The organism is Streptomyces sp. NPDC090025, from assembly GCF_044748125.1.
Taxonomy (GTDB): domain Bacteria; phylum Actinomycetota; class Actinomycetes; order Streptomycetales; family Streptomycetaceae; genus Streptomyces.
The window spans coordinates 58337-84772 of record NZ_JBIVFL010000023.1; the positions used below are offsets into that span (position 1 = coordinate 58337).

Annotated in this window: 21 protein-coding genes; 9 read left to right on the plus strand and 12 right to left on the minus strand. The window is 72.8% G+C overall.

The features are described 5' to 3' along the window. Positions 1–82 precede the first annotated feature (82 nt). Positions 83–2605, plus strand: a complete 2523-nt coding sequence (locus ACIPXM_RS34280; protein ID WP_401663718.1) for an ATP-dependent Clp protease ATP-binding subunit — start codon at positions 83–85, stop codon at positions 2603–2605. A gap of 95 nt (positions 2606–2700) precedes the next feature. Here ACIPXM_RS34280 and ACIPXM_RS34285 read toward each other — a convergent pair whose 3' ends face one another. Both ACIPXM_RS34285 and ACIPXM_RS34290 read right to left on the minus strand, forming a co-directional pair. Beyond that, the gene (locus tag ACIPXM_RS34285) at positions 2701–5493 is read right to left on the minus strand and encodes an NACHT domain-containing protein (protein ID WP_401663720.1); all 2793 of its coding nucleotides are present in this window, start codon (positions 5491–5493) and stop codon (positions 2701–2703) included. Further along, positions 5490–5939, minus strand: coding sequence for a trypco2 family protein (locus ACIPXM_RS34290; RefSeq protein ID WP_401663722.1), 450 nt, complete (start codon positions 5937–5939; stop codon positions 5490–5492). Before ACIPXM_RS34290 ends, ACIPXM_RS34285 begins: the two co-directional genes overlap by 4 nt. A 466-nt stretch (positions 5940–6405) precedes the next feature. Here ACIPXM_RS34290 and ACIPXM_RS34295 point away from each other — a divergent pair, with 466 nt between their 5' ends. Continuing rightward, positions 6406–7110, plus strand: coding sequence for a M23 family metallopeptidase (locus ACIPXM_RS34295; RefSeq protein WP_401663725.1), 705 nt, complete (start codon positions 6406–6408; stop codon positions 7108–7110). Between the two features lie 35 nt (positions 7111–7145). Here ACIPXM_RS34295 and ACIPXM_RS34300 read toward each other — a convergent pair whose 3' ends face one another. Next, positions 7146–7718: a TetR/AcrR family transcriptional regulator gene (locus ACIPXM_RS34300; protein ID WP_401663727.1), complete on the minus strand. Its 573-nt coding sequence runs from the start codon at positions 7716–7718 to the stop codon at positions 7146–7148. A gap of 107 nt (positions 7719–7825) precedes the next feature. Between ACIPXM_RS34300 and ACIPXM_RS34305 the strand changes: the two genes are divergently transcribed. Next, the gene (locus ACIPXM_RS34305) at positions 7826–9424 is read left to right on the plus strand and encodes an MDR family MFS transporter (RefSeq protein ID WP_401663730.1); all 1599 of its coding nucleotides are present in this window, start codon (positions 7826–7828) and stop codon (positions 9422–9424) included. A 106-nt stretch (positions 9425–9530) separates the two neighbouring features. On the opposite strand, the gene cseC is transcribed toward ACIPXM_RS34305, so the two are convergent. The 6 genes from cseC to ACIPXM_RS34335 form a co-directional block, all read right to left on the minus strand. Beyond that, on the minus strand, positions 9531–10844 hold the full coding sequence (cseC, locus tag ACIPXM_RS34310) for a two-component system sensor histidine kinase CseC (protein ID WP_401663732.1): 1314 nt from the start codon (positions 10842–10844) through the stop codon (positions 9531–9533). Between the two features lie 60 nt (positions 10845–10904). After that, positions 10905–11606 carry a two-component system response regulator CseB gene (gene cseB / locus ACIPXM_RS34315; RefSeq protein WP_401663735.1) on the minus strand — a complete coding sequence of 234 codons (702 nt, stop codon included), beginning with the start codon at positions 11604–11606 and terminating at the stop codon, positions 10905–10907. Positions 11607–11698: 92 nt separating this feature from the next. Then, positions 11699–12352: a hypothetical protein gene (locus ACIPXM_RS34320; protein ID WP_401663737.1), complete on the minus strand. Its 654-nt coding sequence runs from the start codon at positions 12350–12352 to the stop codon at positions 11699–11701. Positions 12353–12396: 44 nt separating this feature from the next. Then, entirely contained in the window at positions 12397–12981 is a 585-nt protein-coding gene (locus tag ACIPXM_RS34325) for a SigE family RNA polymerase sigma factor (protein WP_401663740.1), read from the minus strand. A 284-nt stretch (positions 12982–13265) separates the two neighbouring features. Continuing rightward, positions 13266–14267 (minus strand): A/G-specific adenine glycosylase, encoded by a 1002-nt coding sequence (locus tag ACIPXM_RS34330; protein ID WP_401663742.1) that lies wholly within the window; start codon positions 14265–14267, stop codon positions 13266–13268. 33 nt (positions 14268–14300) lie between these two features. Further along, on the minus strand, positions 14301–14987 hold the full coding sequence (locus ACIPXM_RS34335; protein WP_401663744.1) for a phosphatase PAP2 family protein: 687 nt from the start codon (positions 14985–14987) through the stop codon (positions 14301–14303). 241 nt (positions 14988–15228) lie between these two features. Between ACIPXM_RS34335 and ACIPXM_RS34340 the strand changes: the two genes are divergently transcribed. Continuing rightward, a complete protein-coding gene (locus ACIPXM_RS34340; RefSeq protein ID WP_401663746.1) occupies positions 15229–16059 on the plus strand; it encodes a hypothetical protein in 831 nt (276 codons plus the stop codon). Between the two features lie 79 nt (positions 16060–16138). On the opposite strand, the gene disA is transcribed toward ACIPXM_RS34340, so the two are convergent. Together disA and radA are read right to left on the minus strand one after the other, a co-directional pair. Then, positions 16139–17197 carry a DNA integrity scanning diadenylate cyclase DisA gene (gene disA, locus ACIPXM_RS34345; protein ID WP_401663789.1) on the minus strand — a complete coding sequence of 353 codons (1059 nt, stop codon included), beginning with the start codon at positions 17195–17197 and terminating at the stop codon, positions 16139–16141. A 286-nt stretch (positions 17198–17483) separates the two neighbouring features. After that, the gene (gene radA / locus ACIPXM_RS34350; protein ID WP_401663748.1) at positions 17484–18920 is read right to left on the minus strand and encodes a DNA repair protein RadA; all 1437 of its coding nucleotides are present in this window, start codon (positions 18918–18920) and stop codon (positions 17484–17486) included. 193 nt (positions 18921–19113) lie between these two features. Between radA and ACIPXM_RS34355 the strand changes: the two genes are divergently transcribed. Beyond that, entirely contained in the window at positions 19114–20847 is a 1734-nt protein-coding gene (locus ACIPXM_RS34355) for a hypothetical protein (RefSeq protein ID WP_401663751.1), read from the plus strand. 52 nt (positions 20848–20899) lie between these two features. On the opposite strand, the gene ACIPXM_RS34360 is transcribed toward ACIPXM_RS34355, so the two are convergent. Continuing rightward, a complete protein-coding gene (locus ACIPXM_RS34360; RefSeq protein ID WP_401663753.1) occupies positions 20900–21796 on the minus strand; it encodes a hypothetical protein in 897 nt (298 codons plus the stop codon). A gap of 41 nt (positions 21797–21837) precedes the next feature. Between ACIPXM_RS34360 and ACIPXM_RS34365 the strand changes: the two genes are divergently transcribed. From ACIPXM_RS34365 to ilvD, 4 genes are all read left to right on the plus strand, one after another. Continuing rightward, positions 21838–22764: a Ppx/GppA family phosphatase gene (locus ACIPXM_RS34365; RefSeq protein ID WP_401663755.1), complete on the plus strand. Its 927-nt coding sequence runs from the start codon at positions 21838–21840 to the stop codon at positions 22762–22764. Between the two features lie 105 nt (positions 22765–22869). Beyond that, a complete protein-coding gene (locus ACIPXM_RS34370; RefSeq protein WP_401663757.1) occupies positions 22870–23751 on the plus strand; it encodes a sugar phosphate isomerase/epimerase family protein in 882 nt (293 codons plus the stop codon). After that, positions 23748–24419: a TetR family transcriptional regulator gene (locus ACIPXM_RS34375; RefSeq protein ID WP_401663760.1), complete on the plus strand. Its 672-nt coding sequence runs from the start codon at positions 23748–23750 to the stop codon at positions 24417–24419. Before ACIPXM_RS34370 ends, ACIPXM_RS34375 begins: the two co-directional genes overlap by 4 nt. Before the next feature lie 112 nt (positions 24420–24531). Then, entirely contained in the window at positions 24532–26385 is a 1854-nt protein-coding gene (gene ilvD / locus ACIPXM_RS34380) for a dihydroxy-acid dehydratase (RefSeq protein WP_401663762.1), read from the plus strand. Positions 26386–26436: the final 51 nt, after the last annotated feature.

Consider the following 26436-nt stretch of genomic DNA (forward strand, 5'->3'; position numbering starts at 1 on the left):
CCCCGCTTGCGGGACTAAGCTGCGGAAGGACAGGGAGGGGATCGACCCCTAACTGACTGACCGCTCTGAGGAGCGATTAACGATGTTCGAGAGGTTCACCGACCGCGCGCGGCGGGTTGTCGTCCTGGCTCAGGAAGAAGCCCGGATGCTCAACCACAACTACATCGGCACCGAGCACATCCTCCTGGGCCTTATCCACGAGGGTGAGGGTGTCGCCGCTAAGGCCCTGGAGAGCCTCGGGATTTCGCTCGAGGCGGTCCGCCAGCAGGTGGAGGAGATCATCGGCCAGGGCCAGCAGGCCCCGTCCGGGCACATCCCCTTCACCCCTCGTGCCAAGAAGGTCCTGGAGCTGTCGCTCCGGGAGGCCCTCCAGCTCGGCCACAACTACATCGGCACCGAGCACATCCTGCTCGGCCTGATCCGCGAGGGCGAGGGCGTCGCCGCCCAGGTCCTCGTGAAGCTGGGCGCCGACCTCAACCGGGTCCGGCAGCAGGTCATCCAGCTGCTCTCCGGCTACCAGGGCAAGGAAGCCGCCACCGCCGGCGGTCCTGCCGAGGGCACCCCCTCGACGTCCCTGGTCCTCGACCAGTTCGGCCGCAACCTCACCCAGGCGGCCCGCGAATCCAAGCTCGACCCGGTCATCGGGCGCGAGAAGGAGATCGAGCGGGTCATGCAGGTGCTGTCCCGCCGCACCAAGAACAACCCGGTGCTGATCGGCGAGCCCGGCGTCGGCAAGACCGCCGTCGTCGAGGGCCTGGCCCAGGCCATCGTCAAGGGCGAGGTGCCCGAGACCCTCAAGGACAAGCACCTCTACACCCTGGACCTCGGCGCGCTGGTGGCCGGCTCCCGCTACCGCGGTGACTTCGAGGAGCGCCTGAAGAAGGTCCTCAAGGAGATCCGCACCCGCGGCGACATCATCCTGTTCATCGACGAGCTCCACACCCTGGTGGGTGCGGGCGCCGCCGAGGGCGCGATCGACGCCGCCAGCATCCTCAAGCCGATGCTGGCCCGCGGTGAGCTCCAGACCATCGGTGCCACCACGCTCGACGAGTACCGCAAGTACCTGGAGAAGGACGCCGCGCTCGAGCGCCGCTTCCAGCCCATCCAGGTCGCCGAGCCGTCGCTGCCGCACACGATCGAGATCCTCAAGGGCCTGCGCGACCGTTACGAGGCCCACCACCGGGTCTCCATCACGGACGAGGCGCTGGTCCAGGCCGCCACCCTGGCCGACCGCTACATCTCGGACCGCTTCCTGCCGGACAAGGCGATCGACCTGATCGACGAGGCCGGTTCCCGGATGCGCATCCGCCGGATGACCGCGCCGCCGGACCTCCGCGAGTTCGACGAGAAGATCGCCTCCGTCCGCCGGGACAAGGAGTCCGCGATCGACTCGCAGGACTTCGAGAAGGCCGCGTCCCTGCGGGACACGGAGAAGCAGCTCCTCGCCGCGAAGACCAAGCGCGAGAAGGAGTGGAAGGCCGGCGACATGGACGTCGTCGCCGAGGTCGACGGCGAGCTGATCGCCGAGGTCCTCGCGACCGCCACCGGCATCCCGGTCTTCAAGCTGACCGAGGAGGAGTCCTCGCGTCTGCTGCGCATGGAGGACGAGCTCCACAAGCGCGTCATCGGCCAGAAGGACGCGGTCAAGGGCCTCTCGCGCGCCATCCGGCGTACGCGGGCGGGTCTGAAGGACCCGAAGCGTCCCGGCGGCTCGTTCATCTTCGCCGGTCCGTCCGGTGTCGGTAAGACCGAGCTGTCCAAGGCGCTCGCCGAATTCCTCTTCGGCGACGAGGACGCGATGATCTCCCTCGACATGTCGGAGTTCAGCGAGAAGCACACCGTCTCGCGGCTCTTCGGCTCCCCGCCCGGATACGTGGGCTACGAAGAGGGCGGCCAGCTCACCGAGAAGGTGCGCCGCAAGCCGTTCTCCGTGGTCCTCTTCGACGAGGTCGAGAAGGCCCACCCCGATATCTTCAATTCCCTGCTCCAGATCCTGGAGGACGGTCGCCTGACCGACTCCCAGGGCCGGGTCGTGGACTTCAAGAACACGGTCATCATCATGACGACCAACCTCGGGACCCGGGACATCTCGAAGGGCTTCAACCTCGGCTTCGCGGCCCAGGGCGACACGAAGTCCAACTACGAGCGGATGAAGGCGAAGGTCAGCGACGAGCTGAAGCAGCACTTCCGCCCGGAGTTCCTCAACCGTGTGGACGACATCATCGTCTTCCCGCAGCTCACCCAGGACGACATCCTCCAGATCGTCGACCTGATGATCGGCCGGGTCGACGAGCGCCTGAAGGACCGGGACATGGGCATCGAGCTCTCCCAGTCCGCGAAGGAGCTGCTCGCCAAGAAGGGTTACGACCCGGTGCTCGGCGCGCGTCCGCTCCGTCGCACGATCCAGCGCGAGATCGAGGACACGCTGTCCGAGAAGATCCTCTTCGGCGACCTCCGCCCCGGCCACATCGTGGTCGTGGACACGGAGGGCGACGGCGAGGAGCGCACCTTCACCTTCCGCGGTGAGGAGAAGTCGGCGCTGCCGGACGTCCCTCCGGTGGAGGCGGCGGGCGGCGCGGGCCCGAACCTGTCGAAGGAAGCGTGACGCCCAGGGTGTGAAGCCCGGACGGCGTGAAGCCTAAAGGGGCGGTCCCGGAACCGAAGGGTTCCGGGACCGCCCCTTTTTCGCTGTCCGCCTCGCTATTCGACGGTGAGGCGGTCGCCGAAGGCGGCGGCGCCGACAAGCAGTTTGCGAGGGATCCCGATGACGTGGATCCGCAGCTCGGTCGCCGGGAGCAGCGGGGTGAGGTCGAGCGGCCGGTCCGCGGGCCCGACGGACCCCAGGGTCAGACGACGCAGTGCCGGCAGGTCCGCGACCGCGTCAAGACCGGTCAGCTGCGGACAGGCGTCGACGAGGAGCGAGTGGAGGGTGGAGCTGTCGAGCGAGCGGAACACATCGAGGGTGGTCAGCCGAGCGTTGTAGGACAGACCCAGACGCGTCAGAGCGTGGCCGCCCAGGTTGGCGGAGATCTCCTCGGGTGGGAAGTCGCCGATCAGCATGAGCGCCGTGAGCCGGGGGAGCTCCCGGAGCTGCCGAAGCTGCCGCACGGTGCTGATGGCGATGGGCTGGTCCGGCGGGACGAGCGGGAGCACCTGACGGGCGAAGTCCTCCTCGGGGAAGGAATGCCAGCAGACGGCGAACCGGCCCGCCTGGCCCGCCTCGGCGTAGGACCGGGCGTACGGCAGGGCGGCAGCGCCGCCGATGTCGGAGATCAGATCGGTGATGCTGTTCATCGCGTCTGCGGCGACGTCGGAAGGCCCCGGCAGCAGGGGCAGCAGCCAGGCGCCCAGCCTTGCCAGCTGGGCGGTCTGCCCGGGGTTCCGGGGCGGGAGAACGGACCGCACCGCCGCGCGTACCCGCCGGTGCAGCCCCTCGTCCAGCCACGCCGAGTGCTGCGCGCACAGCGCGGCAAGCACGTACAGCGCGGTCTTCAGGTCCCGCTTGCGGGTCTCGGAGCCCGCCTTCAGGAGCCCCTGCACCAGGACCGGCATGTCACGGCGCCCGCAGTGCCCGGCGGCGAGCAGCAGCACGTCGTGCCACTGCTGGTCGGGGCAGTGGCGGAGCAGTTCGGGCAGGCCGTCGTCCTCGACGAACTCCTTCGCGGCGAGGAAGTCCTGGAAGGTGCGGTGGGCGAACTGGAAGACGTCGTCCGCGCGTTCCTGGAGCAGCCCGCTGCGGTTGATGAGATGGGTGAGGATCTCGGCGGGCGTGCCCTGGGTCTGGACCCGGGGCATTCCCGGCAGGTCCCGTTCGAGCCGCTGGAGCGCCTGCTCGCGGGTGAACTCGGTCTGGCCGCTCCTGACCAGCCGGGCGGCCAGCCGCTGGAGGAGCTGGCGGTGCTCCTCGACCGACATCCGGATGCCCTCGGGGGCGTCGACCTTGCGGCGGTCGTCGCGGGCGCCGAGCAGCATCGTGAGGGCGGAGTCGTACAGCTCCCAGCGGGTCTCCGGGAGCAGGCCCTCGCGCAGCCGGTGCAGCGCGCAGATGACGGCGCAGAGCAGCGGGGTGCGGGCCAGTTCGGCGAGGTTGCGGTTCTGGCGGAACTGCTGGACCAGGTCGTGTTCGAGGGCGTCGAGGTCGGCCCGCTCGGCCGGTCCGGCGTCGAGCCGGGCCGCGTCGTGCCAGGCGGCGACGAAAGCCTCGATGTCGGGGCCGCTCAACGGCAGTAACGACAGCTCCTCGAACCCGGCGCCGCCCAGCCAGTCCGGGGCGACGGCGTGCGGGCGTACGGTCACCACGCACCGGGTCCCGGGGAAGCGGTCGGGCAGTCCGCTCAGCCAGTGGTGGGCGTCGTCCCGGTCGGCCGCGCCGACCTCGTCGAGCCCGTCGACGAGCAGCAGCGCCCGCCCGGCGGCCAGCACCCGGCCCGCCCAGCCCTCCGGCGCGCTGTCGATCATGAGCCCGGCCACCTCGGGCAGCCCGGCGGGTGACGGGAAGCCGCCGCCCCTGGCCCGCAGGGTGCGCAGCGGTACGACGAAGGGCACGAGCCCGTTGAGCGGCGCGAGCCCGGGCCCGAGGGTCCCGGCGGCGGCGTGCGCGGCCAGCCACCACACCAGGGTGGTCTTCCCGGCGCCCGCGTCCCCCCGTAACAGGGCGCGCGGCCGGTCGGCGAGCAGTTCGTCGATCCGGCGCGGCAGCGTGCCGGGGGTGGGGGCCCGGGGTGCCGTCCGGCCCCGCTCGCGGGGCGCGGCCTCCAGGGCGATGTAGGCGGTGTCGAGGTCCCATTCGGAGGCGCGTTTGCCGAGCTCGTCGAGGCCGAAGACGCGGGTGCGGCGGTAGGTGGCGGCGACGGCGTCGGCGTACTCCTTCTCGTACCGCTGGTCGGCGGGGTGGTCGCCGATCGGCAGGGGACGGGCGTGCGGCAGCCACATCCGGGCCACGTCGTCGGCCAGGACGGCGCTGACCGGCACGCACTCCAGCCGGTGGTGCCCGCGGCCGCGCGGTACGGAGCGGACGGTCCCGACGAGGTGGCCCTCGGAGAAGACCGGCGCACCGGAGAGCCCGGCCAGCGGGGACTCCCCGGCGGCGTCCTCGGTGGGCGGGTGGTCGAGCTCGACGGTGAGCACCCCGCGCAGGTGTCCGGCCAGCGGGAGCACGGTGCAGGTGAACTGGTCGAGGTCGGGCTTCTGGCTGTCGTACCGCTGGATCCTGGGGTAGCCCAGGACCTGGCAGCCGGGGACGGGGCGGTCGGTGGCGAGGACGCTCGGGCGGGCGGCGGGGCCGATGACCGGGACGGATTGGAGCAGGGCCGCGTCGAGCTCCGCGTCGGTCCAGACGACGGACAGCTCGAACATCTTCCGGCGCGGGGTCACGACGGTCGCGTGGTGGGCGCCGCCCATGACGTGCGCGCTGGTGAGGACCACGCCGGGGGCGACGAGGACGCCGCTGCCCTGCTGCTCGCCGAGCACCAGGACGGTGGACGCGACGCTCACCGGCCCTCGGTCCCCGCGCCGCCCGCGCCTGTACCCGTACCCCTAGCCGTGCCCTCGGCCCCGCCCGTACCGGCGTCCTCGGCCCCGTCCGGTCCGGTCCCGAATCCGGAGAGGTCCGCCTCTTCCCCGCTTCCCACCAGCCACGGCCCGCCCGTCGCCGCGTTGCGCGGCTTCAGGGTGAAGGAGACGCGGTGGGTGTCGGCGCGGGTGCGGGCGGCGTCGGCGCCCGCCTCGACCACCCATGCCTTGACCTTGGCGCCCGCCTTCGCCTCCTTGCGGAGTTCCACGGTGAACTCCATCTCGATGTCGCCCACCTCGAAGGCGACGGGGCGGCCGGTGGCGCGGCCCGCCGCGATGAGCAGCTGATCGCGTACGGAGGCGATGGCGTCGGCCAGTTCGATCCTGGTCTCGATCCTGGACCCGGTCTCGGTCTCGATCTCGGTCATGCCTCGGAAGTTAGTGCGCCCAGCGGGGGAGTGGAGGGGGTTCCGGCGGGTCGGTGGCGGTGACCCAGGTCGCATTCGGGGCCCGCCCCTGGTGACAAGGCGCACAGGGGTTTCGGAGGGTACTAGGCGGAATAGTGGTGACTTGTCCGGGCAAGTGAGGACATTCGGGACTGAACCGCCGGGACCTTGGTCCCGGACCGTCCCGAACCGGGCGGGACGCGGCGGATCGGGTGGTTCGGGGTGCCGGGAACACCCGTATCAGAGGTTTGAAGTGGGTCGCTTTGTCCGATTTCGTCGAGGGGTGCCGGTGCCGTCAAGGGCTGAACTTCCCCGGAGATCGCTACGACACGATGTCGTAGATGGGGTGTTTTGGCCTGGATGGGGGTCCGGGTTACCAAGGATGAGCAAGCCCGGCGCCGCACCACTTCCGCGTCGGGTCCCGTTCTGTCCGGAGGTTCTCCCCCGTATGTCGAAGCGCGTCATGAAGCCCAGCATCCGTACCACCGCCGTCGCCCTCGCCGCCGCGGGTCTGGGAGCGTCGCTGGTGGCCGGAGCCGGCTCCGCGTTCGCCGCCGAGGGCAAGGCCGCCATCGCGAACGCCCCGGCCGCCGGTGCCGCGTCCCTCGCCCTCGCCCAGCAGGCCGAGGTCCAGGCCCAGGCCGCCCAGACCCAGGCCGCGCAGGTCAAGACCGCCCAGGCGAAGGCCACCGCGGTCAAGGCCGAGGCCAAGGTCGTCGCCGCGAAGAAGGCGTCCTCCTGGGTCAAGCCGGTCAGCTCCTACACCCTGACCGCCAGCTTCAACCAGGGCGGCGCCATGTGGTCCCACAAGCACTCCGGCCAGGACTTCGCCGTCCCGGTCGGCACCCCGGTCAAGGTCGCGGGCTCCGGCACCGTCGTGAAGGCGGGCCCGAACGGCGGCGGCGACGGTCCGGCGTACGGCAACGCGATCGTCGTCAAGCACGCCAACGGCACGTACTCCCAGTACGCCCACCTGTCGAAGATCCAGGTCAACGTCGGCCAGAAGGTCTCCGCCGGTCAGCGGATCGCCCTCTCCGGCAACACCGGAAACTCCTCCGGCCCGCACCTGCACTTCGAGATCCGCACCACCCCGAACTACGGCTCCGCCGTGAACCCGGCCGCCTTCCTGCGGTCCCACGGCGTGACCATCTGATCGACACCCCGGCGGGCCCGAGGGGCCCGGACGGATCAGCGCGGGCCCGGCTGGGGCTGGGCCTGTGCGAGCAGGTCGAGGGCGACCTCGAGGACGGCTTCCTGCTTGTCCTTGAGGTCGCCCTCGATGTTCTGCATGAAGAACGTGCCCGCGTGCAGCGTGAAGATCGCGCTCACGCAGCGGACCTTGTCGGTCATCGCCGAGTCCGGCTCCTGGAGCAGGTCGTTCAGCGTCAGCATCCGCTCCTTGAAGGTGAGCCCGACGCTCAGCTCGCGCACCGCCGCCTGGTTCTCCTGCATGAAGCGGAACAGCGGCGCGGCGGCGAGCAGCGCCACGTGGTAGCGGCGCAGCACCTCCTGCTTGGTCTCCAGGGTGCGCGGCTGCTCCCCGGCCCACTCGATCAGCTCGTCCATGGGGCGGGTGAGGTCCTGGAAGATCCCGATGAGGATGTCTTCCTTGGTCTTGAAGTGGTAGTAGAGCGCGGCCTTGGTGACGTCGAGGCGCTCGGCGATCTCGCGCAGCGAGGTCCCCTCGTACCCCTGCTCGGCGAACAGGTCGAGAGCGACGTCCTGGATCCGCTGGCGGGTGTTGCCTCGTGCCTGGGCCATGTCTCTCGTTCCTTCGCCTGAAATAACTTACTTGACGCCCGGCTAGTGACGGGTCTACCTTCCCCAGTGTAGTAACTAGCCGGGCGGCAAGTAAGGGAACAAGGGCGATGGCGACGACAGAGACAACGAAGACAGCCGAGGGGGAGGCAGCACCGCCGCGCAGCGTCCGTGTCGTCCTCCTGGCCCTCATGATCGCGATGCTGCTCGCGATGCTGGACAACATGATCATCGGCACCGCGATGCCGACGATCGTCGGCGAGCTCGGCGGCCTGGAGCACCTCTCCTGGGTCGTCACCGCCTACACCCTGGCCACCGCCGCCTCCACCCCCATCTGGGGCAAGCTCGGCGACATGTTCGGCCGCAAGCAGGTCTTCCTGACCTCGATCGTGATCTTCCTGATCGGCTCGGCGCTCAGCGGCATGGCCCAGGACATGGGCCAGCTCATCGGCTTCCGGGCGATCCAGGGTCTGGGCGCGGGCGGTCTGATGGTCGGCGTCATGGCGATCATCGGTGACCTCATACCGCCCCGTGAGCGCGGCAAGTACCAGGGCATGATGGCCGGCATCATGGCGCTCGCCATGATCGGCGGACCGCTGGTCGGCGGCACCATCACCGACCACTGGGGCTGGCGCTGGTCGTTCTACATCAACCTGCCGCTCGGCGCCGTCGCCCTCGCGATGCTCGCCACCGTGCTGCACCTGCCGCGCAAGGAGCGCGCCGCCGGGACCCGGATCGACTTCCTCGGCGCCGCCCTCCTGACCGTCGGCATCACCGCCATCGTCCTTGTCACCACCTGGGGCGGCAGCGAGTACGCCTGGGGCTCGGCCACCATCATCGGTCTGGCCGTCGGCGGTGTGCTCTCGCTCGCCGCGTTCCTGTACGTCGAGACCCGCGCGAGCGACCCGATCATGCCGCTGCACATCTTCCGCAGCCGCAACTTCACCCTGATGTCCGTGATCGGCTTCCTCACCGGCTTCGTGATGTTCGGCGCGGTGCTGTTCCTGCCGCTGTTCCAGCAGTCGGTGCAGGGCGCGTCGGCGACCAACTCCGGTCTGCTGCTGCTCCCGATGCTGATGTCGATGATGGTCGTCTCGATGATCGCGGGCCGGGTCACCACCAACAGCGGCCGCTACAAGGTCTTCCCGATCATCGGCGGCGCGCTGATGACCGTCGGTCTGTACCTGCTGTCCACCATGGACACCGACACCACCCGGTTCACCTCCGGCCTCTACATGGCCGTGCTGGGCGCCGGCATGGGCTTCCTGATGCAGATCACGATGCTCGTCGCGCAGAACAGCGTGGAGCTGAAGGACATGGGCGTCGCCTCGTCCTCGACCACCCTGTTCCGGACCCTCGGTTCGTCGTTCGGCGTCGCCATCATGGGCGCCCTCTTCAACCACCAGGTCCAGAACGAGATGGCCGCGCGCGGCGGCGGCGCCGCCACCCAGGCATCGGCCCAGCTCGACGCGGCCAGCCTGGCCAAGCTCCCGGCCGCGCTCCGCGAGGCGTACCAGCACGCGGTCTCCGCGGGCACCCACTCCGCCTTCGTGGTCGCCGCGTCCGTGTCCGTGCTCGGCTTCGTGCTCGCCTTCTTCGTCAAGGAGGTGGCGCTGCGCGGCGCCGGTGCGCCGAAGGCCGAGTCCGGCTCCGAGTCGGAGCAGCCCGCCGGTGAGGACGCGCCGAAGGTCGCCGCCGAGGCGGTCTGACCCAGCGCCGTACACGGAGAAGGCCCCCGGTGTCCGTCGGACACCGGGGGCCTTCTCCATGATCCGGTACGGGTACGGGGCCGGGCGCCGACCAGGGCCGCGAGGCTCAGTCGGGGGGCAGCCGCAGCACCGGGAAGCTGCCGGTGTCCGTCGGGGCGTGCTCCGGGAGCCAGAGCACCGCGATCGCGCCGCCCGCGCCGTCCGGCGTGCCCTCGGGGGCCGCGTTGCGGAAGGTCAGCCGGGCGCCGAGGACCCGGGCCTGGCCGGTCGCGATGGTCAGACCGAGGCCGTGGCCCTGGCCCGCGCGGTCGCTGCTGCCGGTGCGGAAGCGGCTCGGGCCCTCCTTCAGGAGCGCCTCCGGGAAGCCGGGGCCGTGGTCCCTGACCCGGACCACCCGGCCCTCGACGGTCACCTCGACCGGGCCCTTGCCGTGCTTGGCGGCGTTCGCGAGCAGGTTGCCGAGGATCCGCTCCAGGCGGCGCGGGTCGGTGTTCACCCAGGACTCGTGCACCACCTGGACCCGTGCCTCCGGGTCCAGGGCCCGCACCCGGCGGGACACGAACTCGCCGAGCGCCAGCTCCTGCAGCTCGGCCCGCTCGGACGCGCTGTCGAGCCGGGCCACCTCGAGCACGTCCTCGACCAGGGTCCGCATGGCCTGCGCCCGGTCCCGTACGAGCTCCGTGGGACGGCCGGGCGGCAGCAGTTCGGCCGCCGTGAGCAGACCGGTGACCGGGGTGCGCAGCTCGTGCGCGATGTCGGCGGTGACCCGCCGCTCGGCCTCGATCCGCTCGTTCAGGGCGTCGGTGAGCGCGTCGACGGCCCGGGCCAGCTCGTCGGTCTCGTCGCGCACGACGCCGCCGATGGCTTCCCTGACCCGTACGTCCGTGTTGCCCTGGGCGACCCGGCCGGCCGCCGCGGCGGCCTTGCGCAGCCGCCGGGACAGCTGCCCGCCGATGAGCACGCCGAGCGCGCAGCCGCCGAACACCACCGACACCGAGCCGATGATCAGCGCCCGGTCCAGGTCCTTCATGATCGTGGCGCTGCGGTCGGCGAAGGGCACGTGCAGCGAGAGCACGTCGCCGTTGGCGAGCGGGATGGCCGCCCACACGTCCGGCGGTCCTTCGCGGTGCTCCTGCACGTACGTGCCGCGCCGGCCGTCCCGCATCAGCTGGTCGAGCTGGGGCGGCAGCGCCGGGTCGTTGATCTTGGTGCCGAAGCGCGGTTCCTTGGGCTTGGAGGACGCGTACACCCGCTCGGCGAACACCAGCCGCCACATCTGGGCGTCCCGCGCGCTGTCGAGCATGGAGACGCGGGCCGCGTTGTGCACGACCAGGCTGAGGGTGACGGCGATGAGCGCGCCGACGGCCGCGATGGCGACCGAGATCTTCCAGCGCACCCCGGTCCTGAGCGCGAGCCTCATCGGGCGGCCCGCCCGGTCCGCGTGGATCTGGCCCCCGTGGTGTCCCCCGTCATCGGCCGGTCATCCCTTGAGCTTGTAGCCGAAGCCGCGGACCGTCTCGATCCGGTCCTGGCCGATCTTGGTGCGCAGTCGCTGCACATGGACGTCCACCACCCGGGTGTCGCCGCCCCAGCCGTAGTCCCAGACCCGCTCCAGGAGCTTGTCGCGGGACAGTACGGTGCCGGGCGCCGACGAGAATTCGAGCAGCAGCCGCATCTCGGTCGGGGTGAGCGCCACCGTGGTCCCGGCCCGGCGCACCTCCATGCCCTCGGTGTCGACCTCCAGGTCGCCGAAGACCAGCATTCCGCCCTCCGCGGCGGCCGGCTCCTCGTCGCCCGCGCCGGGTCCGCCCGCGTGCCCGAAGCGGCGAAGCACGGCCCGGATCCGGGCCATCAGGACGGAGCCGTCGAAGGGCTTGGTGACGTAGTCGTCGGCGCCCGCCTCCAGGCCGAGGACCACGTCGATGGAGTCGGCACGCGCCGACAGCATGATCACCGGCACGGTCGACTCGTCGCGGATCCGGCGGCACAGACTGACCCCGTCCATGCCCGGCAGCATCACGTCGAGCAGCGCGATGTCGGGCCGCTGGGCGCGGAACGCCTCAAGGCCCGAGAGCCCGTCCGGCATGGCCGTCACCGTGAAGCCGTCGCGCTCCAGGGCGAGCTGGGTGGCCTCACGGATGACGTCGTCGTCCTCGACGAACAGGACATGGGTCTCGGCCATGGGGCGTGCCTTCCGCGTGCGTGTACGTCCGGATCCGGCGGACGGGTGTGGGGGGTGTGGGGGCTGGGGGCTCGTGGTGGGTCGGGAGGGGGTCAGTTCGGCGACGGCGGTTCGCTCGGCTCCGGAACGGTCCCCTCCATGCTGCCTTCGCCGACCGACTTGCTGTAGTCGTTGTGCACCCAGTCGTGCTGGCTGAACTTGTTCCCCGCCCAGCGGTACGTGATGACGTCCTCGCCCGAGGGGTACGCGACCGGGTCCCCCTTCGCGTACACCTGCCGGGTGACGATCAGATCCCCCCGGTCGATCGTCCCGTAGACGGCGCCGTCCTCGGCCATGAAGACGTTCGTGTACTTGTTGTTCTCCTCGCGGTACACGTACGTGCCGATGCCGACGGCGTCCCCGCAGGTCATCACGTTGACGACGACGTCGGGGGAGGCCGCGCCGGTGAGGTTCCCGTACGAGGTGTCCACCGGGTAGGCGTTCGCCGTGCACGGCTTGAGGTCGGCCTTGACCCGCTCGCCGATCTTCGGGTCGCCCTTGATCAGCGCGATCGGGTCGATCTTCTTCGCCATCCGGGCCTCGTCCGAGTTGGACGGGGCGGAGGCGGCGGGCGGACTCGCCGGGGCCGCGGACGCGACCTCGGACGACCGGGCCGCGCCCTCGTCGCGTGAGCCGGTGCCCCCGGTCGAGCACCCGGCCACCAGCACGCCGACGGCGGCGAGCCCGGCCACCGCCGTGATGCTCACCGCCCGCCCCGTTCCCCTGGATCCGGTGGATCCCAGGGGGTCTCTTAGGCCGCCCAACGTTCCCGCTCCCGCTCGTCGGCTCGTACGGTCGTCGTGCGCTCCAGGACACCGGTGTCCATCGCCCGGGTGTCGCCTTCGGCGGCCCGGCTCTCCAGTTCCTGGCGCAGTCGGGCCAGGGCGCGGTGGAGCGTGCTCTTCACCGTACCGGTCGACATGCCCAGCGCGGCGGCGGTCTCCTCGGTGCTCATCTGCTCCCAGTGGCGCAGCACGACCACGCTGCGCTGCTTCGGGGCGAGGACCTTGAGGATGTCCATGAGGAGGGCCCGGTCGGCGTGCTGCTCGGTGGCGTCCTCGACGCGGGCGTCGGGCAGCTGCTCGGTGGGGACCTCTTCGAGCTTGCGGGCGCGCCACCACTCGGTCCGGGTGTTGATCATGACCCGGCGGAGGTACGCGTCGGCCAGCGACTTGTCCGCGATGCCGTCCCAGCGGCCGTAGGTGCGGACCAGCGCCGTCTGCAGGAGGTCCTGCGCGTCGACCGGGTCCGGCACGAGGCGGCGGGCACTGCGCAGCAGCGCGTCCTGCCGCGTGCGTACGTACTCCTCGAAATCGAGCACCTCGCCGTGCGTCATCCCGAACCGCCTCCGATCCCCGTGCCAAGCCCTGTCGTCGTCTTACGTCGAAGACGCTACGGAGCGCTTGTCACGGGGCTGTGCGGGACAGCCGTCGGCGGACGCACGGCTGTCCATCGGTTGTGTAACAGCGGATTCAAAGGTTCCGGATCCTTCGGACCGGCCGGATCGAAGGCCCCGGCCCGGCCGGGGCCCCCGCCCGTTCGCCCAGGCCCCCGGCCGGTGTGCCCGGCCCGTGTGCCCGGCCCGTGTGCCCGGCCCCCGAGCCCGCCGTCCGGCGGGGCTCAGCCCAGCGGAAGCCGGTACCGGCCGCCCTCCAGGGGCTCCACCAGACCGTCCGCGACCAGCCCGTCGAGCGCCCTGGCGCGCTGCACCGGTTCGTCCCAGACCGCGTCGAGCGCCGCCTGCTCCACCGGGTCCACCGCGTCCCGCAGCACGGCGAGCAGCTTGCCCCGCACCTGCCGGTCGGTGCCCGCGTAGGTCTGGCCCCGGCGCGGCGGACCGTCATGGGCGGGCTTGCCCGCCAGCCGCCAGCCGCACACCTCGGCGACCGGGCAGCGCCCGCAGTCCTCGTTCTTCGCCGTGCACACCAGCGCGCCCAGCTCCATCGAGGCCGCCGCCCAACGGGCCGCCGTCGCCTCGTCCTGCGGCAGCAGCGCCCTGGCCAGCCGCCGCTCCGCCGCCGTGGTCGCGTTCGGCGGGTACTGCACACCGGCCGCCGCCCGCGCGAACACCCGGCGCACATTGGTGTCGAGCACCGCGTGCCGCTGCCCGTACGCGAACGAGGCCACCGCCGCCGCCGTGTACTCCCCGATGCCCGGCAGCGCGAGCAGCTGCCCGTGGTCCTTCGGCACGTCACCGCCGTGCCGCTCCTTTATCGCCGTCGCCGCCGCGTGCAGCCGCAGCGCCCGGCGCGGATAGCCGAGCCGGCCCCAGGCCCGTACCGCCTCGCCCGGCGCCTCGGCGGCCAGGTCGGCGGGGCGCGGCCAGCGCGCGAGCCACTGCTCGTACACCGGGAGCACCCGGACCACCGGCGTCTGCTGGAGCATGAACTCGCTGACCATCACGCCCCACGCACCCGCCTCGGGGCGGCGCCACGGCAGATCGCGGGCGTGCCGGTCGAACCAGGCGAGGACGGGCCCGTGCAGCGCGGCGGGCGACACACCGGGGGAGACGTCCTCGGGGACGGGGCCCTCGGGGACGGGGCCCTCGGGGACGGGGCCCGCGGAGGCGGGGGCGGCCGCGGCGGGGGCGGCTTCACGTGAGGAGGCGTGGAGGGAAGTCATGGCACCTCCGATCCTGGCACGTCCGCCGGGCGATCAGCGCGCGCCGTGGCGCACGCCCTCGGGGCGCGCGGAGGCGCGCGAGCGCACCCCGCGCCCCACGCACCACACCACCGCGCCCTGCCCGCTCGTCCGGGCGGCCCCGACCAGCGCCCCCGTCGGGCGGGCGCCCGCCTTCATCACCACGAACGCCACCCCGCCGCCGACCAGCAGGCCGACCACCACGTCGTGCGGGTAGTGGACACCGACGAACACCCGCGAGAACGCCATGGAGACGGCCATCAGCAGCGCGAGGGACGCGGTCAGCCACCGCGACCCGCTCCGCCAGGACAGCACGAGCGCGACCGCCGCCGCCCCGGCGATCGCCGAGTGGTTGCTCGGGAACGACCAGTCGCCGTGCGGCGGACAGGCCACGAGCGCCTCGGGCGCCCCGGCCACCGCCCGGCACGGCCGTTCCTCGTCCACCAGCGATTTCAGGCCCTCGCTGACGACGTACCCGAAGGCCGTGGCGAGCGGCGCGAGCAGCGCGAGCGCCATCCCGGCCGCGTCCGCGCGCCGCATCCGCCACCACCCGGCGACGAACAGCACCCCGAAGAGCACAAGCCCGAGTTCGGTCCACACCTCCACCGAAGTCCGCAGCCAGTGCGGGGTGGTGTGCGCGAACGTCGTGATGTCGAGGTACAGGCCGTCGGAGAGTCCGGGGAGTCCAGGGAGATCGTCCATGGTCACCGACGCTAACCGGCGCGCGGGCCCGGGCGCCCGGGCCGAACGGCGAGCGTCGCCCCCGACGAAAGTAGGGGGTCGCGGGGGCACCCGGTGGCCGGGACGGGCCGGGACGGGTGGCCGGGACCGGCCCGTCCCGGAAAGTTCCCGCTCCGGTACGGATGTGATCATCGGCAAAACTTGATGCCTGGAGCGGCATGGGGGGCGGGAGTTGGCGCCGATCTCTCGTAAGGTTCATGACGTGGGATCACTGCGCAATCCGGTCGGGCCGCTTCCCTCCACCATCTACTGGCGTCGGAGGGCCGTGGCGCTCTGCCTGGTTGCCCTGCTCGCGCTGCTCGCGGTGTGGGCCGTCACCTCCGGCGGCGGCGCCGGGAACGGCGGCGGCAAGAAGCCCAACGACGCCGCCAACGGCTCGTCGGCCGCCCCCTCGATCACGCCCGGGCCCTCCGGCACCGGTCCCGCCATCAGCCAACAGCCCGGCGGCCGTGACGAGTCGGACGACAGCGACAGCGCCGGCGGCGACGGCACCGGCACCGCCGACGGCGGTACGGACGCGGGTACGGGCACCGACAGCGGCGCCTCCGGCGGCAAGAACGGCGACACGGACGGCGCGGGCGGCGACGGCGGCGCGAGCACCGGCGCGGGACAGCGCCTCCCGGCGAACTCCCCGCTGCCGAACTGTGTCCCCGGCGCACTGCAGTTGACCTTCAAGACGAGCAAGAACGCCTACGAGCCCGGCGAGAAGCCGCACTTCCAGCTGGTCGTCACGAACACCTCGGCCGCCGACTGCAAGGCCGATCTCGGGCCCAGGAACGCGGTGTTGACGGTCCGTGACACCAAGGGCGTGCTGTGGTCCTCCAAGGACTGCCCGGCCGCCGCGGGCCCGCTGCTGCTCAAGGTCCCGGCCCGCACCGCCGTCACCCACACCGTGGAGTGGGACCGCAAGCGCAGCGCCGCGCAGTGCGCGACCGTCCCGCCGGGCGAGGTCGGCCCGGGCAACTACCTGGTCGAGGCCGCGGTGCCGGGCCTGACGGTGTCGCCGGTGCCGTTCCGCCTGGAGAAGGACTGACCGACCGGCCGGACGGAAAAGCGTGAGCGGTGTGGGGCCTGCCCCACACCGCTCACGCTTTTCCGTCCGAGACGTACGGCTAGACGTACCGCTCCAGGATCGACGACTCCGCGAGCCGCGACAGGCCCTCGCGCACACTGCGCGCCCGCGCCTCGCCGACGCCGTCGACGGCCTGCAGATCGTCCACGCTCGCCGCGAGCAGCTTCTGCAGCCCGCCGAAATGCTCCACGAGCCGCTCGATGATCGCGCCGGGCAGCCGCGGCACCTTCGCGAGCAGCCGGTAGCCGCGCGGCGAGACCGCCGAGTCCAGCGTCTCGGGGGAGCCGCTGTAGCCGAGGGCACGGGCCACTATCGGCAGTTCGAGCAGCTCGGCGTGGGTCAGCGCGTTCAGCTCGGTGAGCGCCTCGGCGACCGTGCGGGAGCGCTTGGCCGTCGGCTCCGGCACATAGTCACGGACGACCAGCTCGCGCTCCGGCTCCACGCCCGCGATCAGCTCGTCGAGCTGGAGCGACAGCAGCCGTCCGTCGGTGCCGAGCTCCACCACGTACTCGGCGATCTCGGTGGCGATCCGGCGCACCATCTCCAGACGCTGCGCGACCGCCGTCACGTCCCGGACCGTCACCAGGTCCTCGATCTCCAGGGCGGAGAGCGTGCCGGCCACCTCGTCGAGCCGCAGCTTGTACCGCTCCAGGGTCGCCAGGGCCTGGTTGGCGCGGGACAGGATCGCGCCCGACTCCTCCAGGACCCGGCGCTCGCCGTTGACGTACAGGGCGATCAGCCGCATCGACTGGGACACCGAGACGACCGGGAAGCCGCACTGCTTGGAGACCCGGTCCGCCGTACGGTGCCGGGTGCCGGTCTCCTCGGTCGGGATCGACGCGTCGGGCACCAGCTGCACCCCGGCCCGCAGGATCTTGTTGATGTCCTTGTCGACGACGAGCGCGCCGTCGAGCTTGCACAGCTCACGCAGCCGGGTCGCGGTGAACTCGACGTCGATGACGAATCCGCCGGTGCACATCGACTCCACGGTCTTGTCCATGCCGAGGACGATCAGACCGCCGGTGTTGCCCCGCAGAATGCGTTCGAGCCCGTCGCGGAGGGCGGTGCCGGGGGCGACGGCGCTGAGCGACGCACGCATCAGCGCCTCGTTGTCCTTGGCTGGCACTAGACTCCTCCGGCTCGTACGGATGGGCGAGACCAGGGCAAAGTCTAGCGACACCGCCCCGCGACCTCGGGCCGCGCGCCACGCGCCCCCGTCCGGGGCCCCCGTGCGGACCCGTCCAGGGCCCGTCCGGCGGCCTCCGCAAGCAGGTGCCCACTGGGCCGCGCCTCAACCCGGCCCGCGCCCCCGCACCACCCGGCCCCGCCCCGTACGGGCACCGCGCGCGGCCCTCCCGTACGGGCCGCCGCGCCGGGCCCCGGGGTCAGCCCCGCCCCTCCCGGCCCGGCTCCCGACCGGCCTCGGCTTCCGGCTCCGCCCGGCGTCCGCGCCCGCGCGGCAGCACCCGCAGCGCGTCGCCCATGTCGGCGACCTCGGTGACCTTCATGCCCGGCGGGACCTTGCCCGGGTCGCCCGGGACCAGGGCGTGGGTGAAGCCCAGCCGGTGCGCCTCGGCGAGGCGGCGCTGGACGCCGGTGACCCGGCGGACCTCGCCCGCCAGACCGACCTCGCCGATCGCCACCAGGTTCTTCGGCAGCGGCGTGTCGCTCGCCGCCGAGGCCAGCGCGAGCGCGATCGCCAGGTCGGCGGCGGGCTCGGACAGCTTCACGCCGCCCACCGTCGCGCTGTAGATGTCCCGCTTGCCCAGCGCGGTGATCCGGCCGCGCTGCTCGAGGACCGCCAGCATCATCGAGACCCGGGAGGTCTCAAGACCCGAGGTGGTCCGGCGCGGCGACGGGATCTGCGAGTCCACCGTCAGCGCCTGCACCTCCGCGACCAGCGGCCGGCGCCCCTCCAGGGTCACCGTCAGACAGGTGCCGGGCACCGCCACGTCACGCCGGGTCAGGAACAGGCCCGAGGGGTCGGCGAGCCCGGTGATGCCCTCGTCGTGCAGCTCGAAGCAGCCGACCTCGTCCGTCGCCCCGTACCGGTTCTTCACGCCGCGGACCAGCCGCAGCCGGGCGTGCCGGTCGCCCTCGAAGTGCAGCACCACGTCCACCAGGTGCTCCAGGAGCCGCGGGCCCGCGATGGCGCCGTCCTTGGTGACATGGCCGACGAGCAGCGTCGACATGCCCCGCTCCTTCGACGCCCGGATCAGCGCGCCCGCCACCTCGCGGACCTGCGCCATGCCGCCGGGCGCGCCGTCGATCTCCGGCGAGGCCACGGTCTGCACCGAGTCCAGGACGAGCAGCGAGGGCTTCACCTCGTCGAGGTGGGCGAGCACGGTCGACAGATCGGTCTCGGCGGCCAGGTACAGATGGTCGCTCAGCGCGTTGATCCGGTCCGCGCGCAGCCGGACCTGGCTCGCCGACTCCTCGCCGGTCACATAGAGCGTGCGGTGCGCGTCGCTCGCGGCCTTCGCCGCCACGTCGAGCAGCAGCGTGGACTTGCCGACGCCCGGCTCGCCCGCGAGCAGCACCACCGCGCCCGGCACCAGACCGCCGCCGAGCACCCGGTCCAGCTCGTCGACCCCGGTCGAGCGGGCGGTCGCCGACCGGCCGTCGACCTGGGCGATCGGCAGCGCGGCCGAGGTCACCCGGCCCGCGGCGGTGGTCCGCACGGCGGGCGCGCCGCCGTACTCCTCGACGGTGCCCCACGCCTGGCACTCGGGGCAGCGGCCGAGCCACTTCGCGGTCTGCCAGCCGCACTCGGTGCAGCGGTAGGACGGCCGGTCCTTGGCGGTTTTGGTACGAGCAGCCATGAGCGACACCGTAGCGGCAGCCACTGACAGCGACCCCGTGGCCTCGGCCGTCGCACCCACAGTGATCCCCAGGCCCGGGACACACCGGGCACGGGCACCCCCGTGTCCCCCTTCGTGTGACGGCTTCACCCGTACGGATTAAAAGTGTGCAAGGGGTGAGAAGTGCCCCCGTGGTCCTGCCTACCGTCGCCCCGTGACGAGCAGCAGGCTGGAAGACCCCATGCGCACGCCCGGTGGCCCCCGCACCCTCGGCCAGCGGCCCCCCGCCCGGTACGAGGAGTACCTGGACGGCCTGTTCACCTACTGCCTCTCGGTGCTCTGCGACCACGACACCGCGACCGCCGCGCTCGGTGACGTCCTCGCCATCGCCGAGCGGCACCACGGCCGCTGCCCGGCCGACCAGGGCGGCCGCCTCGCCTGGCTCTACGCGCTGGCCCGCTGGGCCTGTCTGCGCAGCCTCGGCGAGCAGCGGCGCGGCCGCCCCGGCGCCCACACCGGCCGCCCGGCGCCCGCCGCGCCCACCCCGGCGAAGGTGTCGCCGGAGGTCGCCGACCGCCGCCGCGCCGAACTCGCCGCACTGGCCTGGCCGGAGGCCGCGGGCACCACCCCGGAGCAGCGCGAGGCGCTTGAACTGGCGGTGCGGCACGGCCTCGGCCACCGCGAGGTGGCCGCCGTGCTCGCGCTCGACCCGTCCGCCGCCCGCGAGCTGCTGGCCACCGCGGGCTGCGAGGTCGAACGCACCCGGGCCGCGCTCGCCGTCGTCGAGACCGGTGACTGCCCGACCGTCGCCCGGCTCACCGGCGACGACCAGGTGCTGCTGTCCGCGACCCTGCGGGCCGAGCTGGTGCGGCACGTCGACGACTGCCCGCGCTGCCGCCGGGCCGCCGAGCGGGCGGGCGCGGGCGGGCCCTGGCCGGGCACGGTCGCCGCGCTGACCGGACGCCTCCCGGTGGTCGAGGCGCCGCGCGCCGCCGCGTACGTGGCGATGCTGCACGTGCCGAGGGCGCGGGCGGGCGCGCCCCGGTTCGGCCCGACCGGCTTCCCGATGGACCCCAAGGACCACGCGGCCCGCCGCGACCGGATGCGGGCCAGGGCCGTCACCACCACCGTCGTCGCGGCCGTCGTCGCCGCCCCGGTGCTCGCGCTGTGGACGTCCTACCGGGGTGGTCCCGCCGACGCCGAGGCCACCGCGGGGGCCCGGATCAGCGCCCGCGAGGCCGACGAGCCGGGCGGCGCGCCCGGCGGCACCGGCGGGCGCGGCGGCGACCGCTACGAGAACACCGGCAACGCCCGCACCACCCCCGACCCCCGGTTCACCCGCGGCAGCCGCTCCCCGGACGTGTCGGTCGAGGTGATCACGCCGGGCGCTCCGGCCGGACCCACCGTGCCCGGGCAGCCGGTGCCCGCCCGGATCACCGTCGCGGCCCGCGGCAGCGGCGCGACGACCCTGCTCACCCTCACCAACGAGGGCGGCTCGCCCGCCCCCTGGTCGCTCTGGTCGGACGCGCCCTGGCTGTACGTGAGCCAGGCGTCCGGCACCCTCGCCCCGGGCGCCTCGGTCACCGTGCGGATCTTCGTGGACCGCAACCACGAGCCGTCGGGGGCGTGGAGCGCCCGGGTCGGCGTGCAGCCCTCGGGCGCGGTGGTGCGGATCGACGGGTACGGGGCGACCCCGCCGCCCACCACGACGAAGCCGACGACCCCGCCGCCGACGAAGACCGACGAGCCGACCACCCCGCCGCCCACCAGCGAGCCGCCGACCACGCCCCCGCCGACGACCGAGCCCACCAGCGAGCCGCCGACCACCGAACCGACGACGGAGCCGACCACCGAGCCGACCACGGAGCCCACCGGCGGTCCGAGCACCGAGCCGACCCCGGCGCCGACGGACTCGGCACCGGCGGGCGACCCGCCGAGCCCCTCGTAAACGGCCGGGCCGGGCAAGCATCCGGCGGCCGGGCCGTCGCGGGTCGCCCGGGCTACTTCGGGTCGGCCGGGTGCGGCGCGACCAGCGGCAGCTGCGAGGCGAGCCGCGCCTCGCACAGGCCGACGAGCACGTCGTACGCCCCCTGCCCCATCATCTCGACCAGCTCGGGCCGGTAGGAGACGTACACCGGGTCCTTGCCGACGTGCGCGGAGCTCGCCGTGGTGCAGTACCAGTGCAGGTCGTGGCCGCCCGGGCCCCAGCCGCGCCGGTCGTACTCACCGATCGACACCTGGAGCACCTTGGTCTCGTCGGGCCGGTCGATCCAGTCGTAGGCCCGCCGCACCGGCAGCTGCCAGCACACGTCCGGCTTGGTCTCCAGCGGCTCGCGGCCCTCGCGCATCGCCAGGATGTGCAGCGAGCAGCCCGCGCCGCCTTCGAAGCCCGGCCGGTTCTGGAAGATGCAGGAGCCCTGCCAGCGCCGGGTCTGCCGGTCGCCGTCGTCGTCGGTCTGCACCCAGCCGGTCTCGGTGCCCACGTCGTGGAACTGCCACAGCTCCGGCGTGAGCCGTGCCACGTGCCCGGCCACCCGCTTCTCGTCGTCGTCGTCCGAGAAGTGCGCGCCGAGGGTGCAGCAGCCGTCGTCCGCGCGGCCCTCCCTGATGCCCTGGCAGCCGTTGCCGAAGATGCAGGTCCAGCGCGAGGTGAGCCAGGTCAGGTCGCAGCGGAAGACCTGCTCCTCGTCGGCCGGATCGGCGAACTCGACCCAGGCGCGCGGGAAGTCGAGCCCCTTCTCGTCGGGCTCGGCGGACCCGCCCGCCCCGGCGGCCTTCGCCGCCTTGCCGGCCTTCACGGCCTTCACCGCCTTGGCCGCGTGCGCGACCCTGGCCTTCTTCGCGGCGGTCTCGTCGGAGCTGCCTTTGCCCGGCTTCGCCTTTTTCGTCTTTGGCACGACACCAAGCGTATGCGGCGCGCGCAGTAGCGTTTCCGTCCATGAGACTCGGAGTCCTCGACGTCGGTTCGAACACAGTGCACCTGCTGGTGGTGGACGCCCACCCCGGCGCCCGACCGCTGCCCGCCCATTCCCACAAGGCGGAGCTCCGCCTCGCCGAGCTGCTCGACGACCGCGGCGCCATCGCCGGGGCGGGCGTCGAACGGCTGGTCGCCACGGTCCGGGAGGCGCTGGTCGCCGCCGAGGACAAGGGCTGCGAGGAGGTGCTGCCGTTCGCGACCTCCGCGGTCCGCGAGGCCAGCAACGCCGACGAGGTGCTGGCCAGGGTCGAGGCCGAGACCGGCATCGCGCTCCAGGTCCTCAGCGGCGAGGAGGAGGCCCGGCTCACCTTCCTGGCGGCCCGCCGCTGGTTCGGCTGGTCGGCCGGGAAGCTGTTCCTGCTCGACATCGGCGGCGGCTCGCTCGAAGTCGCGTTCGGCAACGACGAGGAGCCCGACGCGGCGGTCTCGCTGCCGCTCGGCGCGGGCCGCCTCACCAAGGGCTGGCTGCCCGGCGACCCGCCGGACGGCCAGGACGTGAAGGCGCTGCGCCGCCACGTACGGGCGCAGATCGCCCGCGAGGTCGGCGAGTTCGCCCGCTTCGGACGCCCCGACCACGTGGTCGCCACCTCCAAGACCTTCAAGCAGCTGGCCCGGCTGTCCGGCGCCCCCGGCTCCGGCGAGGGCCTGTACGTGGCCCGCACCCTGACCCGGGCCGCCCTGGAGGAATGGCTGCCCCGGCTCACCGCGATGACCTCCGCCGAGCGGGCCCTGCTGCCCGGCGTGTCGGAGGGCCGCGCCCACCAGCTCCTCGCGGGCGCCCTGGTCGCCGAGGGCGCGATGGACCTGTTCGGCCTCGACCGCCTGGAGATCTGCCCCTGGGCGCTGCGCGAGGGCGTGATCCTGCGCCGCCTCGACCACCTGCCGTAGCCGTACGGGCGGGGCCGCAGGCCCGTACGGCCCCGGGGCGGGGCGGCGGCGGAGCGTGACCGGAACCACCCCCCGGCCCCGCGGCCCGCCCCGTACCCTGTCTCCGTGGCAGAACCAGCGGTGCGCATCCCGGATGCGAAGGTCGCGCTGTCGACGGCCTCGGTGTATCCGGAGTCGACGGCGACGGCCTTCGAGGTCGCCGCGCGCCTCGGTTACGACGGTGTCGAGGTCATGGTGTGGACCGACCCGGTCAGCCAGGACATCGAGGCGCTGCGCCGCCTCTCGGACTACCACCAGGTCCCGATCCTCGCCGTGCACGCCCCCTGTCTGCTGATCACCCAGCGGGTCTGGTCCACCGACCCGTGGATCAAGCTGGAGCGCGCCAGGTCCGCCGCCGAGCGGCTCGGCGCCTCCACCGTCGTCGTGCACCCGCCGTTCCGCTGGCAGCGCCAGTACGCCAAGGACTTCGTCACCGGCATCTGGCGGATGGCGGAGGAGACCGACGTCCGCTTCGCCGTCGAGAACATGTACCCGTGGCGGTACAAGGACCGCGAGATGCTCGCGTACGCCCCCGAGTGGGACGTCACCAAGGACGACTACCGGCACTTCACGCTCGACCTGTCGCACACCGCGACCGCCCGCACCGACACCCTGGCCATGGTCGACCGGATGGGCGACCGGCTCGGGCACCTGCACCTCGCCGACGGCCGCGGCTCCGCCAAGGACGAGCACCTGGTGCCGGGGCGCGGCACCCAGCCGTGCGCCGAGGTCCTGGAGCGGCTCGCGCACATCGGCTTCGACGGCCATGTGGTGATCGAGGTCAACACCCGCCGGGCGATGTCGTCCGCCGAACGCGAGGCCGACCTCGCCGAGGCCCTCGCCTTCACCCGGCTCCACCTGGCCGCCGCCGCGGCCCCGCCGACCGCGCCCGCCGGGCCCGGCGCCCCCACCGCCCCCGGCGAGCCGACCCGGGCGCCGCGCGCATGACCCCCGCTCCGGCGGCGGGCCCGACCGGTGCCACCGGAGCCACCGGCCCGGCCGAGCCGCCCGCACCACCCCGCAGGCGCGGCCGCCCGTCCCGTACCGAGACCGACGACGCGGGCCCCGGCGCCCGCGAGCGGATCCTCGACGCGGCCAGGACCCAGTTCGCCGAGCGCGGCTACGACAAGACCTCGGTGCGCGGGATCGCCAAGGCCGCCGGGGTCGACCCGGCGCTCGTGCACCACTACTTCGGCACCAAGGACGAGGTGTTCGCGGCGGCCATCGAGGTCTCCTTCGAGCCCGCCGCCATCGTCCCGGCCATCATCGGCGGCCCCCGCGAGACCATCGGCGAGCGCCTCGCCCGCTTCTTCATCGGCATCTGGGAGAACCCGGCGACCCGGGCCCCGCTGCTCGCGATCATCCGGTCCGCGCTCACCCACGAGGCCGCCGCCAAGGTGCTGCGCGGCTTCGTGCTGCGCCGCCTCCTGGAGCGGATCGCCGCCGATCTCGACGTACCGGACCCGAAGTTCCGGGCCGAGCTGGCCGCGTCCCACATGATCGGGATCGCGATCCTGCGGTACGTGATCCAGGTCGAGCCGCTGGCGTCGGCGGACCCGGAGACGATCGTCGCCCAGGTGGCGCCGACCCTCCAGCGCTACCTCACCCAGCCCTGACCCGAGGGGTCGAGGACTGGACAGCGCGTCCGCCATCCGGACGAGCTGTCCAGATCTTGGAGCCGAAGCGTAGGCTCGACACAGTCGAACCCATCACGAGGAGCGAGCGACGATGCCCCAGCTGAGGTCCCGCACTGTCACCCACGGCCGCAACATGGCGGGCGCCCGCGCCCTTATGCGCGCCTCCGGGGTACCGGGCGCGGACATCGGCCGGAAGCCCATCATCGCGGTGGCGAACTCCTTCACCGAGTTCGTCCCCGGCCACACCCACCTCCAGCCGGTCGGCCGGATCGTCTCCGAGGCCATCACCGCCGCCGGCGGCATCGCCCGCGAGTTCAACACGATCGCCGTCGACGACGGCATCGCCATGGGCCACGGCGGCATGCTCTACAGCCTGCCGTCCCGCGACCTGATCGCCGACAGCGTGGAGTACATGGTCGAGGCGCACTGCGCCGACGCCCTGATCTGCATCTCCAACTGCGACAAGATCACCCCCGGCATGCTGATGGCCGCCCTGCGCCTCAACATCCCGACGGTCTTCGTCTCCGGCGGCCCGATGGAGTCCGGCCGGGCCACCCTCGTCGACGGCACCGTGCGCACCCTCGACCTGGTCGACGCGATCTCCGAGGCCGTCAACGACAAGGTCTCCGACGAGGACATCCTCCGCATCGAGGAGAACGCCTGCCCGACCTGCGGCTCCTGTTCCGGCATGTTCACCGCCAACTCGATGAACTGCCTGACCGAGGCCATCGGCCTCTCGCTGCCCGGCAACGGCTCCGTCCTCGCCACCCACACCGCCCGGCGCGCCCTCTACGAGAACGCCGCCCGCACGGTCGTCGACATCACCCGGCGCTACTACGACGAGGACGACGCCTCCGTCCTGCCGCGCAACATCGCCACCCGCGCCGCCTTCGAGAACGCCATGGCGCTCGACATCGCCATGGGCGGCTCCACCAACACGATCCTGCACCTGCTGGCCGCCGCCCAGGAGGCCGAGCTGGAGTACGGCCTGAGCGACATGAACGAGGTCTCGCGCCGCGTCCCGTGCCTCGCCAAGGTCGCCCCGAACGTCGCCCCCGGCGGCACGTACTACATGGAGGACGTGCACCGGGCCGGCGGCATCCCCGCGATCCTCGGCGAACTGCACCGCGCCGGGCTGCTGAACGAGGACGTGCACGCCGTGCACAGCCCGTCCCTCGCGGACTGGCTGAAGAGCTGGGACGTGCGCGGCGGCTCGCCGTCCGAGGACGCCGTCGAGCTGTGGCACGCGGCGCCCGGCTGCGTCCGCTCCGCCGAGGCGTTCTCCCAGTCCGAGCGCTGGGACACCCTCGACACCGACGCCGCGGGCGGCTGCATCCGCGACGCGGCCCACGCCTACTCCCAGGACGGCGGCCTCGCCGTGCTGCGCGGCAACCTCGCCGTCGACGGCTGCGTGGTCAAGACCGCCGGTGTCGACGAGTCGATCTGGACCTTCGAGGGTCCCGCGGTCGTCTGCGAGTCGCAGGAGGAGGCCGTCGAGAAGATCCTGAACAAGCAGGTCAAGGACGGCGACGTGGTCGTCATCCGGTACGAGGGCCCCAAGGGCGGCCCCGGCATGCAGGAGATGCTCTACCCGACGTCCTTCCTCAAGGGCCGCGGCCTCGGCAAGACCTGCGCCCTGGTCACCGACGGCCGGTTCTCCGGCGGCACCTCGGGCCTGTCCATCGGCCACGCCTCCCCGGAGGCCGCGTCCGGCGGCACCATCGCGCTCGTCGAGGACGGCGACCGGATCCGGATCGACATCCCCAACCGCGGCATCGATCTCCTCGTCGACGAGGCCACCCTGGCGGCCCGCCGCGAGGCGCTCGGCGGCGTCTACGCGCCGAAGAACCGGCAGCGCAAGGTGACGGCGGCGCTCAAGGCGTACGCGGCGATGGCGACCAGCGCCGACAAGGGCGCGGTCCGGGACGTCAGCAAGCTCGGCTGAGCTCCGGGGCTCCCCCTTCGAACCTCCGGTACTCCGGTACTCCGGTACGAG

Bases quoted from the DNA above. Each gene is read 5' to 3' on its own strand.
- ACIPXM_RS34280 (WP_401663718.1), top strand. From the start codon at position 83: ATGTTCGAGAGGTTCACCGACCGCGCGCGGCGGGTTGTCGTCCTGGCT.
- ACIPXM_RS34290 (WP_401663722.1), bottom strand. From the start codon at position 5,939: ATGACCGAGATCGAGACCGAGACCGGGTCCAGGATCGAGACCAGGATC.
- ACIPXM_RS34295 (WP_401663725.1), top strand. From the start codon at position 6,406: ATGTCGAAGCGCGTCATGAAGCCCAGCATCCGTACCACCGCCGTCGCC.
- ACIPXM_RS34300 (WP_401663727.1), bottom strand. From the start codon at position 7,718: ATGGCCCAGGCACGAGGCAACACCCGCCAGCGGATCCAGGACGTCGCT.
- ACIPXM_RS34305 (WP_401663730.1), top strand. From the start codon at position 7,826: ATGGCGACGACAGAGACAACGAAGACAGCCGAGGGGGAGGCAGCACCG.
- cseC (WP_401663732.1), bottom strand. From the start codon at position 10,844: ATGAGGCTCGCGCTCAGGACCGGGGTGCGCTGGAAGATCTCGGTCGCC.
- cseB (WP_401663735.1), bottom strand. From the start codon at position 11,606: ATGGCCGAGACCCATGTCCTGTTCGTCGAGGACGACGACGTCATCCGT.
- ACIPXM_RS34325 (WP_401663740.1), bottom strand. From the start codon at position 12,981: ATGACGCACGGCGAGGTGCTCGATTTCGAGGAGTACGTACGCACGCGG.
- ACIPXM_RS34330 (WP_401663742.1), bottom strand. From the start codon at position 14,267: ATGACTTCCCTCCACGCCTCCTCACGTGAAGCCGCCCCCGCCGCGGCC.
- ACIPXM_RS34335 (WP_401663744.1), bottom strand. From the start codon at position 14,987: ATGGACGATCTCCCTGGACTCCCCGGACTCTCCGACGGCCTGTACCTC.
- disA (WP_401663789.1), bottom strand. From the start codon at position 17,197: ATGCGTGCGTCGCTCAGCGCCGTCGCCCCCGGCACCGCCCTCCGCGAC.
- radA (WP_401663748.1), bottom strand. From the start codon at position 18,920: ATGGCTGCTCGTACCAAAACCGCCAAGGACCGGCCGTCCTACCGCTGC.
- ACIPXM_RS34365 (WP_401663755.1), top strand. From the start codon at position 21,838: ATGAGACTCGGAGTCCTCGACGTCGGTTCGAACACAGTGCACCTGCTG.
- ACIPXM_RS34375 (WP_401663760.1), top strand. From the start codon at position 23,748: ATGACCCCCGCTCCGGCGGCGGGCCCGACCGGTGCCACCGGAGCCACC.
- ilvD (WP_401663762.1), top strand. From the start codon at position 24,532: ATGCCCCAGCTGAGGTCCCGCACTGTCACCCACGGCCGCAACATGGCG.